The organism is Asaia sp. HumB, from assembly GCF_030263835.1.
Lineage (GTDB): Bacteria > Pseudomonadota > Alphaproteobacteria > Acetobacterales > Acetobacteraceae > Asaia > Asaia bogorensis.
The window spans coordinates 1,693,031-1,705,943 of the sequence record NZ_JARPML010000002.1; the positions used below are offsets into that span (position 1 = coordinate 1,693,031).

9 protein-coding genes are annotated in these 12,913 nt (G+C 60.0%); 5 read left to right on the forward strand and 4 right to left on the reverse strand.

Annotation, left to right across the window (positions count from 1 at the left end; all coding sequences use genetic code 11):
- Positions 1-10: 10 nt before the first annotated feature.
- From P5689_RS08745 to addA, 4 genes are all read left to right on the forward strand, one after another.
- A complete protein-coding gene (locus P5689_RS08745) occupies positions 11-1,546 on the forward strand; it encodes a glucosyltransferase domain-containing protein (protein WP_285532860.1) in 1,536 nt (511 codons plus the stop codon).
- Between the two features lie 208 nt (positions 1,547-1,754).
- Positions 1,755-2,186, forward strand: coding sequence for a tRNA (adenosine(37)-N6)-threonylcarbamoyltransferase complex ATPase subunit type 1 TsaE (tsaE, locus tag P5689_RS08750; protein WP_285533868.1), 432 nt, complete (start codon positions 1,755-1,757; stop codon positions 2,184-2,186).
- Positions 2,183-5,164: a double-strand break repair protein AddB gene (gene addB / locus P5689_RS08755; RefSeq protein WP_285532861.1), complete on the forward strand. Its 2,982-nt coding sequence runs from the start codon at positions 2,183-2,185 to the stop codon at positions 5,162-5,164. The genes tsaE and addB overlap by 4 nt, the downstream gene beginning before the upstream one ends.
- Entirely contained in the window at positions 5,161-8,712 is a 3,552-nt protein-coding gene (gene addA / locus P5689_RS08760) for a double-strand break repair helicase AddA (protein WP_285532862.1), read from the forward strand. Before addB ends, addA begins: the two co-directional genes overlap by 4 nt.
- Positions 8,713-8,797: 85 nt before the next feature.
- Here the strand turns inward: addA and P5689_RS08765 are convergent, their stop codons facing one another.
- Positions 8,798-9,061, reverse strand: a complete 264-nt coding sequence (locus P5689_RS08765; protein ID WP_285532863.1) for a hypothetical protein — start codon at positions 9,059-9,061, stop codon at positions 8,798-8,800.
- Positions 9,058-9,996, reverse strand: coding sequence for a VOC family protein (locus tag P5689_RS08770; RefSeq protein ID WP_285532864.1), 939 nt, complete (start codon positions 9,994-9,996; stop codon positions 9,058-9,060). The genes P5689_RS08765 and P5689_RS08770 overlap by 4 nt, the downstream gene beginning before the upstream one ends.
- 173 nt (positions 9,997-10,169) lie before the next feature.
- On the opposite strand from P5689_RS08770, the gene trxA reads away from it, so the two are divergent.
- On the forward strand, positions 10,170-10,496 hold the full coding sequence (trxA, locus tag P5689_RS08775; RefSeq protein WP_031240847.1) for a thioredoxin TrxA: 327 nt from the start codon (positions 10,170-10,172) through the stop codon (positions 10,494-10,496).
- Positions 10,497-10,592: 96 nt separating this feature from the next.
- On the opposite strand, the gene hpnK is transcribed toward trxA, so the two are convergent.
- Together hpnK and hpnJ are read right to left on the reverse strand one after the other, a co-directional pair.
- On the reverse strand, positions 10,593-11,450 hold the full coding sequence (gene hpnK, locus P5689_RS08780) for a hopanoid biosynthesis-associated protein HpnK (RefSeq protein WP_285532865.1): 858 nt from the start codon (positions 11,448-11,450) through the stop codon (positions 10,593-10,595).
- Between the two features lie 23 nt (positions 11,451-11,473).
- Positions 11,474-12,898, reverse strand: a complete 1,425-nt coding sequence (gene hpnJ, locus P5689_RS08785) for a hopanoid biosynthesis associated radical SAM protein HpnJ (protein WP_023978797.1) — start codon at positions 12,896-12,898, stop codon at positions 11,474-11,476.
- Between the last annotated feature and the right edge of the window lie 15 nt (positions 12,899-12,913).

Here is a 12,913-nt window from a genome sequence, read left to right on the forward strand (position 1 = left end):
GAGAATTACTGTGAAAGACAAGTTTGCAAAATTCAAAATAAGAATAAAAGAACTGGAGGGTGTTAGGTCGATGGAGGAAATAACTAAGTTATTCAATAAGTATGAGTATATCTTATCTTTTTTCTTGTTTTTGATCGTGTACGTAATCACATATGGAGTGGTTGTATCTGCGGATTACGCATTTTCAGATGACTATACGTTCTTTAATGATATGGGTCATTCAAACCCTATGCCTTTGATTATAGGGATAGTGCAAGGCGGCCGACCAATATACGCAATCTATAGTCTTATATTTAGCCTTGCTGGTGATATATCAGACCTTGGTTGGATAAGATTGATATCTATATTTGGTACATCGTTTTTTGCCTTGCTTATGTATCATAATTTAAAGAGATATACTAATATTCCTTTGGGAGTGATCTACCCTGCATCCGTTGCGTGTGGATTGTCTCCGGCATTTCAAGTTTATTCCGCTTGGACAGTGACTTCCATATTCCCATGGGCTGCTTCTCTTGCGGGATTAAGTGCATTATCTCTCCCAGAGAAAACAGACTTTCAACGGGTAGCAACTTCATTAGCTCTTCTTGTATGCGCTGTTTTTATTTATCAACCAGCCGGCATGGTATTTTGGGCATTTTTGTTGCCCAGAATCTTATTGAGGGGAACCAGTCTAAACCAGCTAAAGCTGATGATCAGATCGTTGTTCGTGATGGGTGCCGCCCTCGTAGTGGATTTTGGTTCAAGCAAAATCCTTCCTAGAGTATTCTTTTCTGACCTTCCACAATTTAACAGGTCTGCTCTCGTTACAGACTATGTGGGAAAAGCAGAGTGGTTCCTTGAAGAAGTTATACCAAACGCACTGAACCTATTTTCGATTTCACCGAATATATGGTATATTTTGCTTGTGGTATTGATGATAATTGCTGCTTGTATCGTAAAATTTAAAAGACCCCTAATAGTAATAAAAAACTTGTCTATTATGGGGGTAATTATTATTTTGTCTTATTTGCCAAATCTCATCATAAAGGAAAGTTGGGCGAGTTATAGATCTCAGGTCGGATTAGATTCTGTAATCATCATTTTGGTTTTTATGTCGATATATGAATTGTGTTACATTACTAAGTTAAAATTCGTCTGTACAGTAATTCCTTGTATCTACTTGACTATTGGTTGTTTTGTGGCGCATAGAAATGTTAATGAATATTTTGTGAAGCCTCAGGTAAAAGAATTGACGCTGGTAGAAAACTACCTCCTGAGCCAAAGAGGATTGTATCAGGCTCAGAAATTTTATTTGGTGCCGTCAAGCTGGAAAGATCAACTATCACCGGTTCTGAGATATGATGAGTTCGGACTACCTTCTTCGATGCAGGTGTGGGTTCCGCAAGGAATGGCTTGGGCAATTCTCGAAAAGACCTCTCAGGGAGTTCCCATAGGTCTTGGACGCGCAATAGTTGGCAAAATTGATGACGCCCCGCACAAAGAGGACATATTAATACTGAATATGGGTGATGCCCTTAAATACCTTCGTACAGAAAAGAATACTTAACAGTTTCCATTGGTGTTGTGTAAATATCTTAATTGGCGTCGCGGGAGCACTCTGCAGCAGGTGGTTTAAGCCTTGAAGCCAGAGATTGGTTTGGAGGGGAAGGGCGGATAAATCACCAATGATACGAGGCATCGCTTCGGGAATTTTGAAGCGTATGGTTCGAGCATGTATCCACTTTCTATGACCTTAGCACCAGATTGATTGTATGATGCAATTTGACCTCCCCGATCAGCCCGCCACCGAAGCCCTTGCTGTCCGTCTGGCAGAGTTGTCGCGGCGGGGGGATGTGATTGCGCTGCATGGCGAGATGGGTATGGGCAAGAGCGTCTTTGCCCGAGCGTTTTTGCGTGCACTGGCGGATGATCCCTCGCTCGAGGTGCCGAGCCCGACATTCTCTCTGGTGCAGATTTATGAACTGCCGAAGGCCACCGTGGCGCATTTCGACCTCTGGCGGCTGGACGGACCTGATGCCCTGTTCGAACTGGGATGGGACGAGGTTCAGGAAGGAATCATTTTGGTGGAGTGGCCCGAGCGCGCGGGTGACGAGCTTCCTTCGCATGCCCTGCATCTGACCCTTTTGCCGGGGCCGGGAGAAACGGAGAGGCTGGCGCAGGTTACGGGGTGGGACGGCCGGCTGTGACACTGGCGACGATTCCACCCGACCGCTCCTTTCTCGACGATGTGGCGCGTCGCTGGCTGGCCGGACCGGCGCGGCAGGAGGCCGATAATGCGCTGATTCTCGTGCCGAGCCGACGCGCTGCCCGTAATCTCACCGAGGCGTTTTTGCGCTCTCTGGATGGTAAGGCAGCACGACTACCCCGCATCGTGCCGGTTGGTGATGTGAACGAGGAGGATCTGGCGCTTTCGGGAGCCGAGGCGTTTTCCTTCCCGCCTGCGGTGGACAAGCTGCGCCGCCTGTCGGTTCTGGCAGCGCTGGTACTTCAGGCTAAAGGCGTATTCAGCGCTGACCTGACGCTGGAGCAGGCCTGGCCGCTGGCTTCTGCCCTTGCAGAGCTGATGGATGATGCCGAGCGCGTTGGCGTCGATCTGCGCGAGCGTCTGCCCGATGCCGCCGAGCCACGCTTTGCCGATCACTGGCATAAAACGCTGCAGTTTCTGCACATCGTCACCGAGGCCTGGCCGCAATGGCTGCAGGAAACCGGGTTGATGAACCCTGTCGCACGGCAGGTGGCGGTCCTGCAGGCGCAGGCGGCGCGCTGGCGCGATGCCCCGCCTCAGGGGCCGCTCTGGGCTGTCGGATTCACCGATGGCATGTTTGCCGTCTGTGCCATCCTGCGTGCGGTGCTCGATGCGCCTAAGGGCTGTGTCATTCTGCCCGGTGTGGATCTCGATCTGCCTGAAACGCTGTGGGACACATTGCCGGAGAGCCATCCGCAATCCGGATTTCGACGTCTCGTCAGCGATCTGGGTGTTTCCCGTGAAACCATCGTGCTTTGGGACGACCTCCCGCCCAACGCCGATAAGACTGCGGCCCGGGCCCTTCAGGCGCGCGCCGCCCTGACCAGCCTGTTCATGCGCCCGATGGAAGGCCTCTCAGCCTGGGGAGAGAGCCCGACCTCTCTACCATTGGCCGGCATCACGCGTGTCGATGCTGATGACCAGCAGCAGGAGGCCGCCAGTCTCGCCATGATCCTGCGTCATGCGGTGGAGACTCCCGGCCGGACGGCCTCACTGGTAACGCCTGACCGCGCTCTGGCGCGCCGCGTGGCAACGGAACTGCTGCGTTACGGTATTGTCGCGGATGACAGCGCAGGTGAGGCGCTGGCACTCACGCCCGCTTCCATCCTGCTGCGGCTTGTGGCTGAAGCGGCTTTCGCCAATCTGGCCCCCGTTGCCCTGCTGGCGCTGCTCAAGCATCCGCTTGTCGCGCTGGGCAGCACACCGGGCAATTGTCGTGCCACGGCGCGTCGCCTCGAGCGACTGGTGTTGCGCGGTCCTGCGCCACAACCCGGCATGGCCGGACTGCGCCTTGCGCTGCAAAAGCAGGACCAGAGCGCGGCAGAGACGGCAGACAGCCCCGATCAGGTCGAGCCACTATCGGATTTTCTGGAACGGCTTTCGGAGGCGATGTCGCCTCTTCTGGAATGTGGGGATCTTCCCTTGCCGGATCTGCTCACCTTGCTCGTTCGTGCGGCAGAGGCGCTGGCCACGACACAGGATCAGCCGGGTGAAGAGCGCCTCTGGCTTGGGGCAGAGGGCCACGCCCTGTCGCGCCATGTCGCCAGCCTGATGACTCATGGTGCCGTTCTGCCGCCGCAGGGTCTGGCGGGCATGCCTGCCTTCCTGCTCGCCTCGATGGCGGGGCAGATGGTGTTTGGCCAGCGTGTGTTGCAGGGGCGCGATGGCGAAGCCCTTCACCCCCGGGTCTCGATACTGGGTGTGCTTGAGGCCCGGTTGCAGTTTGCCAATCTTGTCATTCTGGGTGGGCTCAATGAGGGGATATGGCCGCCTGCCACCGATCCCGGCCCGTGGCTCAGCCGCCCGATGCGCACGCGCGCAGGCCTGCCTTCGCCAGAACGACTGGTGGGCACGGCCGCGCATGATTTCACCACAGCGTTTCTGTCGGGTGAGGAAATTGTCCTGTCGAGCGCATCGCGACGCGATGGGGCACCTGCCGTTCCGGCACGTTGGCTTGTGCGTCTCGATGCCCTGCTTGAAGGACGGGGGCAAAACCTGCCCAGCCATCCGGCCCTTTCCTGGCAGGCCCATCTGGACCAGCCGCAAGGGGCAGCCCGTCCGGTGCCGCCGCCTGAACCGCGCCCGCCTGTGGCCCGCAGGCCAAGGCGGCTGTCGGTAACGGAAATCGATCTGTGGCTGCGTGACCCCTATGCGATCTATGCCCGTCACGTGCTGGGCCTGAGAGCCCTGCCTGCTCTGGAAGAGGCAGCGGACCGCTCGGATATCGGTGTGGTGGTGCATGACGGCATCGATGCCTGGCTGGCCGCAGGGCAAAACGGGGGCAGGGCGCTTCATGCAGCGTTGCTCAAGGCGATGGAGGGGCGAGACCTTCGGCCAGCTCTTGCAGCCTGGTGGCGCCCGCGCCTGATGCGTATTGCCGATTGGGTTTGCGAGCGTGAGGCCGGGCGAGAGAAACCGGCCCGGATCAGTACGGAGCAGAAAGGCACCCTGACCCTGACGCCGCCCTATGCACCCTTCAAACTCAATGCACGCGCGGACCGGATCGAGATCGGATCTGACGGGCGGGCGACCATCATCGATTACAAGACAGGCAGCCTGCCAAAGGTGAGCGATGTGGAGGCCGGGTGGAGCTCGCAACTTGTGCTGGAAGCCGCCATGCTGCGCCTTGGTGGTTTTGCCGGCCTGCCGCCCGCCGAGACAGCCTCTCTGCTTTACTGGCGGCTGACCGGCGACCGGAACCGCGGTGAGGAGCTCTCGGTACCGCGCAAACCGGAGGATCTCGCCGATCTGGTCGAGACATCCCTCGACAGGTTGCGCCGACGTATCGAGGCTTTCGATAACCCGGCAACAGCGTATCGCTCACACCCGCACCCGGATTATGTGCCGCGCTACAGCGATTACGCCCATTTGGCGCGTGTGTCGGAATGGAGTGCGGCGCGCGAGGAGGGCGGAGAATGAGCCAGATCCCGGCAAGTAACGCCCTGGCGCATAATACTCCACCAGGCAATGCCCAGATTATTGCATCGGCCAATGACATCCAGCGTCTGGCGTCCGACCCGCTGGCTTCGGTTTTTGTCTCGGCCTCGGCAGGCAGTGGCAAGACGAAGCTGCTGATCGACCGCCTGTTGCGGCTCATGCTGCCTGTTCTGGTACCCGACCCGCAAACAGGCTCCCCCGTGCTTCTGCCCGGCTGTGACCCTGCCCGCATTCAGTGTCTAACTTTCACGCGGGCGGCGGCCGCCGAAATGGCCAATCGGCTGCAGTCCCGCCTCGGGCGCTGGGTGTCGCTACCCGATGCGGCACTCGATGGTGAATTGCATGCGCTGAGCGTACCCGTCTCCCCTGAGACGCGTCAGGCGGCACGCGCGCTTTTCGTGCGGGTGCTTGATCTGCCCGGCGGCATGAAGATCGGCACAATCCACGCTTTCTGTCAGTCATTGCTGCGTCGTTTCCCGCTTGAAGCTGCGATCAACCCGCATTTCACCCTGATGGAAGAGACGGATTCCGGTCTCGCTCTGGCCAATGCCATCGAGCAGACGCTCTCACGCGCCGCCCGTGACCCCGTTATGGAAGAAAGGCTCTCCCTGCTGGCCGGGCAGGTCGGGCTTGAAGACTATCTCGATCGTATCAGGGCGCTTCAGGGGCGTGCGGCGCGGCTGCGTCAGAGTTTTGCCCGATGGCAGATCGAGCCGGGGCGCATCGAGCGGGCCTATCGGCGCGCTTTTGATGCTGGTGAGGAAAGTCTTGACGACCTTCTGGCCCAGCGCACGGTTTCGCCTGACGAGGCGACGCTGCGGCGTTGCGCCCAGGAGGCTCTCCCCCTCGGTACACCGACCATGCAGGCTATGCTGGGCCGGATGCTGGATGCCCTGTCCCGCACACCGCAGGAACGGGATGCAGAGGACTGGTATGCGGTTTTCGTCACCGGTACCGGTACCCCCCGTGCCGCTAAGGGCTTCGTGCCCGCCGCCATCAACCGGGATCGCCCCCATATCATGGAGGCGTTTACCCGCGAGGCCGAGCGGCAGATTGCGCTGGGGCGCCGCATTGCTGTCCAGCGTCTGATCGCGCTCAATCTGGCCCTCTTTGCGCTAGCGGCCCCCACGCTCGAACGCTACGCACAGGACAAGACGCTCCGTGGGCTGGTCGATTATGACGATCTGATTGCCAGCACCCGCGATCTGCTGCGCGACCCGGGCGCATCATGGGTGCTCTACAAGCTCGATGGCGGACTTGACCACCTGCTGCTGGACGAAGTGCAGGATACGTCTGCCGCGCAATGGGAAATTGCCACAGCCCTGATCGAGGAATTCTTCGTGGGTGAAAGCGCCCGCGACATGGAAGGGCGGCCCCGAACGGTTTTTGCCGTGGGTGACTTCAAGCAGTCCATCTATGCCTTCCAGGGGGCCGATCCACAGGGGTTGTTCCGTGCGCGCGACCGCTTTCGTGACATGGTCATCGGTGCCGCGCAGGAATGGCGTACGCCCGAAATCGGGGTCTCGTTTCGCTCGGTTGCCCCGGTTCTCGATCTGGTCGATGCCGTCTTTACCAACCCACTCGCCGCAGACGGATTGCGCGAGCCGGGGCGCGATACCCTGCCGCCCCATCGCTCTGCCCGCCCCGGTCAGGGGGGGCGCGTCGAGCTGTGGCCGCTCGTGCCAAAAGATGAGAAGGACGGTATCGACGACCCCTGGGCCGCGCCGACAGGCAATGCGGGGCAAAGCCGCGCACCCCAGAAGCTGGCCGATCATCTTGCCCAGTGGATTGCTGCCCAGATTGGCAAACCACCCCAGCCCGGTCAGACACCGTTGCGGGCCGGTGAGGTGTTGGTTCTGGTGCCACGTCGCTCCTCCTTTCTGCGTGCCCTGATCCGTGCCCTCAAGGGGCAGGGGGTGGAGGTTGCCACACTTGTCGGGGTCGGGCTGACGGACTCGCTGGCGGTGCAGGATATGATGGCGCTCTGTCATGCTTTGCTTCTGCCTCAGGACAATCTCACCCTGGCTGCCGTGCTGACCTCCCCATTCGGGGGTGTCAGTGACCATTCGCTGATGGATCTGGCGATGGAGCGAGGTGAGATACCGCTCTGGACAGCCCTGCGGGAGCGCCATCGTGAACGTCCGGAATGGCAGAGCGCCTGGGAGCGTCTGTCAGCGCTACAGACCCGAATCGATTTTGCCACGCCCTATCAGATTCTCGCCGATGCGCTGGGCCGTCATGAGGGGCGGGCAAGGGCTCTCGCCCGTCTTGGTCCTGAAGCCGCCGAACCGCTTGATGATCTGCTTTCCGCCGCCTTGCGCTTTGAGGCGCTGCACGCCCCGTCCATGCAGGGCTTTCTGCACTGGCTGGCGTCAAGCAGCCTGACCGTCAAGCGTGAAGCGGAGGCCGAGATCGATGCCGTACGCATTATGACGGTGCATGGCTCCAAGGGGTTGCAGGCCCGTCTGGTGGTGCTGCCTGATATGACCGGTGATGTGCAGGGTGAGAAAAAGCTGCTCTGGACACATCAGAACGGGCTTGATTTGCCAGTCTGGATGCCCGGCAAGGAACTGGCGTCTGACCTGGGTGACAGGCTCAAGGCCGAGGAGAAAGCCGCAGCCCAGGCCGAACGTAATCGACTGCTTTATGTGGCGCTGACACGGGCCAGTGACTGGCTGGTGGTGTGCGGTTGGGAGTCAAGGAAGAAGCCTGCGGAAACGTCATGGTATGCATTGTGTGAGGCCGGATTCCAGTCGCTCGCTGCCGTTCCCGCACCGTTTGAGGGCGGTTGGGAGGGAGAGACCCTGATCATTGAGGCGGCCCCTGCCGAACAGGCCCGTCAGGCCAAAGCGGTCTCACCGGTCGTGCCGGACGCCATCCCGGCCATCTTCGGTCAGGCACCGGAATGGCATGCTTGGGCTGCCCCCCAGGAATCACCTCTGACGCGCCCCCTGGCTCCGAGCCGCCCCGATAATGCGCAGTATGGCGCCGCGCCGCCCGCCCTTTCGCCCCTCAGGCTGGTGTCCGGGCGTGAAAACAGGCGGGCCCGTGCGATCGATCGCGGCACACTGGTTCATCGCCTGCTGCAGTGGTTGCCTGACAGGCCGGAAGCGGAATGGCGGGATCTGGCCCATGCCTGGCTCTCTCATCCGTCGCATGATCTGTTGCCTGACGATGTGACGCGTCTTGTCGGGCAGGTGCTGGCCATACTCACCGACAAGGCGCTTGCGCCGCTTTTCGGCCCGGGCAGTCTTTCGGAGCAGCCGGTTACCGGCGTGGCTTTCGGTCAGGTGGTGCTGGGGCAGGTCGATCGCCTCTGCGTCAGCGACGGTCAGATCATGCTGTGCGATTACAAGACGGGGCAGAACCCGCCTCGGCCCGGTCAGGCCATACCCGCCGCCTATCGACGGCAGATGGAAGCCTATGGCGCGGTGCTGAAGCAGATCTACCCCGATCATGAACTCGTCATGGCGCTGGTATGGACCGAAGGCCCGACCATCAGCTTCATTCCCCCACATGACTCATCATGAGGGGCGGTCCGTGCTGAGGGGGCGGGGGGACAGGGCCTGGGCTGCCTGATCCTCGGTACGCAAGGGTGATGGATTTCAGGCCCGGTTAATGGCGACGCCAGTCATTGCGGTGGTTGTCCCGACGATCCCTATTGTTGTCGCGACGGTCGTAATTGCGGCGATAGCCGGGCCCACCCCAGCCGCGGCCGGTGTAGTGCGGGCCGACCGAGTAGCCACTGTTCCAGCCATGACGGTCCCAGCCGCCCGGATAGCCGTAATAATTGCCACCGTAATAATCATCGTAGCCGCAGCCGCTCAGGCCGAGGGTGAAAATGGCCAGAAGAGCAAAACAGGCAGAGCGTTTCTTCATTGGGGAGCTCCCATTTCCAGTATGTCTTTCTGGGCCTCGATGACGCCGAATACGGCACCGGACGGATCGGCCAGGATAGCGACGATGGCGCCATCCCGATCGACATGGGGCGGTACGATGACCTGCCCCCCTAGCGCAGTTGCCCGGTTGGCGGCATCCGCCGTGTCCTGAACCTGGACAAACTGTACCCACCGGGCACGGTCCTTCTGCGTCACACCATTAGGCAGGGTGTTGAGGCTCGCGCGTTCCTTGTCCTGCGAGGCGATGATGTAATGGCTTCCGTTATCAGCTTCAGGTGCTGCCATGACCTTGTAATTGAACAGGAGCTGGTAATATCCCGCCTCCTGTCCGGGGTTCGGGGCCAGCAATGTGGCCCAGGACCAGCTGTTGAGCGCAGGGCTTCCGGGCTGGTCGGCGGGATCGCCCGCCAGGGCGCTGAGCGCTGCGTAAATGCCATGCTGCGGGTCGGAAACGATCACCATCTGGCCAAGACCATCAATCTGGCGCGGCCCGAAAAGCACCTTGCCTCCCTGCTGCCGCGTCACACGTGCCACTGTCGCAGTATCGGAGGTCGAGATGAAAGGCATCCAGAATGGGGTATCGCGGTCAGAATGGCGCAGGGCGTGGGCCACCATCGCACCTATGGGCTGAGTGCCTGACAGGATCTCGACCCGCGGCGTCTTGCCATCACCGACGGCACGGAAGCTCCAGCCAAAAAGCCGGGAGTAAAACACTTGCGCCTTGGTCAGATCGGGGGTCACCAGCATCGAGAAGACGATCTTGCCAGGCAGAATCCGATGGGTCGCCGGGGCGCTGAGCGGGGCGAAGGGCTGGGTTGGTGCTGGCTGCGCCATGGCGGACGGGATAGCGGCAAGCACGCTGGTGCTGCAGAGCATCCCCACCCAGAGCTTCTGAAAAGCAGATTGTTTGGCCAAGAGAAAATCTCCAGTAACGTTATGACGTTATTGGATAAAACGTCTACCGAAGGTTTGTGTTTCTCCAAATGCTGCGTCTGAGCCTTCACTAGCTCTTGAAGGCTGCGGCCGAACTGCTGATATGTCCCATTCAGGTGGGCCTGTAATGGCTCGCAGCTGTAATGGAGAACAAGATGAGCGAGAACACCGTGGCTGTCAGCGACAGCGGGTTTGACAAGGACGTGCTGCAGGCCGAAGGCCCCGTGCTGGTCGATTTCTGGGCAGAATGGTGCGGCCCCTGCAAGATGATCGCCCCTGCGCTCGACGAGATCGGTGGTGAGTACAAGGGCCGTCTGACGGTTGCCAAGATCAACATCGACGAGAACCCCGAGGCCCCGACGCGCTTTGGCGTTCGCAGCATTCCGACGCTCATGGTCTTCAAGAATGGTGAAGTCGTCGCCCAGAAGACCGGCGCCCTGCCCAAGAGCGCCCTGAAGGCCTGGGTGGATTCCGCCCTCTGAAACGTCCCGCCCTTTCCGGGGAGCCGAACCGGCTATACGGAAGGGGCGGTCGGTAAGGCTGGCACAGCAGCCCGTTCTGCCGCAGGCGCGACCGGCTCAGGCCGCGTTGAGTGTCTGTCCTGACCAGTCACTCAGCCTGATATTGGCTGAGTGAACAGCCTGACGAAGCGCCGGGCTCACAAGCGCATCGAACTCACCGCTTTGGTCGTAATCCGGCATAAGGCGATGCAGCAGTTCATTCTGGCTCAGAGCCGGATGAAAATAGAGTTCCGACAGTCCCTCGGGCAAATGAGGGATCAGCCCCGCCACGCGCCCGGCGCGCATCTGCCCACTCCATGCCAGTCCGAAGCAATGATCGTTGGTGGTCATTCCGGCGCAAGCAATCTGATGGCGCAGGACATTGCACCAGCGTCGTAGGGCCGCAGCACCCAGTGAATCGAAATGCGTTTCTGCCGCTGCCAGTGGCGCGGGAGGTTCGCAGGGTGTCCGGACATGGCGAAGGCCGTAATGCTGCCCGGTCTCGATCAGAAGCCGCCCCACGGTGGGATGCAGATGCATGTGCTTGTGGGCATTGGCATGATCGAGGGTGAGCCCTGACGCCAGAAAAGCCCGAAACTGGGCCTCGATCTCGCGGGAGAGCGCCCGGCGCGCGGCGGGGCGGAAGAAATAGGAGACGCCAAGGCCGAGCTGGCTCGTACCGAAACGGTCATCAGGGGTGGCGATGGCCGGTATGGTGGCACCGGGCAGGGCGGTATCGCCCTCGATCACCACCAGATGCAGCCCGACTCGCAGATTGGGCAGGCGTCTGGCCCGGCGCACGGCATCCATGCTGGCCGGGCCGGAAACCATGAGGCTGGCCGTCGAGAGCAACCCGTCACGATGGGCGATCTCGATAGCCTCGTTGACCTCTTCACTCAAGCCGAAATCATCGGCCGAGATAATCAGACGACGCATGGGAGTAAACGACGCCTGAGCGATCAGGCGGCGTTGCGGCCCTTGAGGAACTGGAAGAACTCTACGCCCTCGCGCAGACGGCGCTTCATCATCTGCGGGCTGCGGACCATCTCGTTGACGATCGAGGCGATCTTCGGCGCGCGGAAGTAGAACTTGCGGTAGAATTCCTCAACCGAGTTGAAGATCTCGGTGTGCGACAGATGCGGGTAATGCAGCGGGGCAATCTGCACGCCGTTCTCGTCGATCAGCTCGGCTTCCGCTTCGTTGAACCAGCCATTCTCGGTGGCCTGCTTGTGCAGTGCGGTGCCGGGATAGGGGGCTGCCAGCGAAACCTGCAGCGTGTGCGGGTTGATCTCGCGGGCGAACTGGATGGTTTCCTGAATGGTCTCCTTCGTCTCGCCAGGCAGGCCGACGATGAAGGTGCCGTGGATCTTGATGCCCAGCTTGTGGCAGTTCTTGGTGAACTCGCGCGCCACTTCAACGCGCATACCCTTCTTGATGTTGTGAAGGATCTGCTGGTTGCCGCTTTCATAGCCGACCAGAAGCAGGCGAAGCCCGTTTTCCTTCATGATCTTGAGCGTTTCATAGGGCACGTTCGCCTTGGCGTTGCACGACCAGGTGACGCCAAGCTTGCCCATTTCACGCGCAATGGCCTCTGCACGGGGCAGGTCATCGGTGAAGGTGTCGTCATCGAACATGAACTCCTTCACCTGCGGGAAATACTGCTTGGCAAGACGGATTTCGGCAGCCACGTGCTCGGGGCTGCGCGTGCGGTAGCGATGGCCACCCACCGTCTGCGGCCACAGGCAGAAGGTGCAGCGCGATTTGCAGCCACGGCCCGTATAGATCGAGATGTACGGGTGCATCAGATACCCGATAAAGTAGTCCTCGATCTTCAGGTCGCGCTTGTAGACTTCCGTCACGAAGGGGAGGGAGTCCATGTCCTCGATCATGGCGCGGTCACGATTAGCGATGATCTCGCCATCCTTGTTGCGCCAGGTGATGCCGTCTACGTCCTTCAGGTCGCGGCCTTCGGCAATTTCCTTGATCGTGAAGTCGAACTCGTTGCGCGCCACGAAATCGATCGGGCTGCCCTTGGCCATCGACTCGTCCGGCTGCACGGCAACCTTGGCACCGACCATGCCGATCATCAGCTTGGGGTTGGCATCTTTCAGCATCTGCGCGACGCGGACGTCTGAAGCGAAAGACGGGGTTGAGGTGTGCATCACCACCAGGTCGCGATTCATCACGTCCTTGAGGATCGGCTCCATGCCCATACCGGCCGGGGGAGCGTCGATCAGACGCGAGCCCTCGACCATGGCAGCAGGCTGGGCCAGCCAGGTCGGGAACCAGAAGGAACGGATTTCGCGCTTGGCCTGATAGCGCGACCCGGCGCCGCCATCGAAACCATCAAAGGAGGGGGGCTGAAGGAACAGCGTGCGCATCATGATGAAGGCTTCCTC

What these genes read in the sequence shown, in the direction of transcription:
- tsaE (WP_285533868.1), top strand. Translation starts at nt 1,755, where the DNA reads ATGCAATTTGACCTCCCCGATCAGCCCGCCACCGAAGCCCTTGCTGTC.
- addA (WP_285532862.1), top strand. Translation starts at nt 5,161, where the DNA reads ATGAGCCAGATCCCGGCAAGTAACGCCCTGGCGCATAATACTCCACCA.
- P5689_RS08765 (WP_285532863.1), bottom strand. Translation starts at nt 9,061, where the DNA reads ATGAAGAAACGCTCTGCCTGTTTTGCTCTTCTGGCCATTTTCACCCTC.
- trxA (WP_031240847.1), top strand. Translation starts at nt 10,170, where the DNA reads ATGAGCGAGAACACCGTGGCTGTCAGCGACAGCGGGTTTGACAAGGAC.
- hpnK (WP_285532865.1), bottom strand. Translation starts at nt 11,450, where the DNA reads ATGCGTCGTCTGATTATCTCGGCCGATGATTTCGGCTTGAGTGAAGAG.
- hpnJ (WP_023978797.1), bottom strand. Translation starts at nt 12,898, where the DNA reads ATGATGCGCACGCTGTTCCTTCAGCCCCCCTCCTTTGATGGTTTCGAT.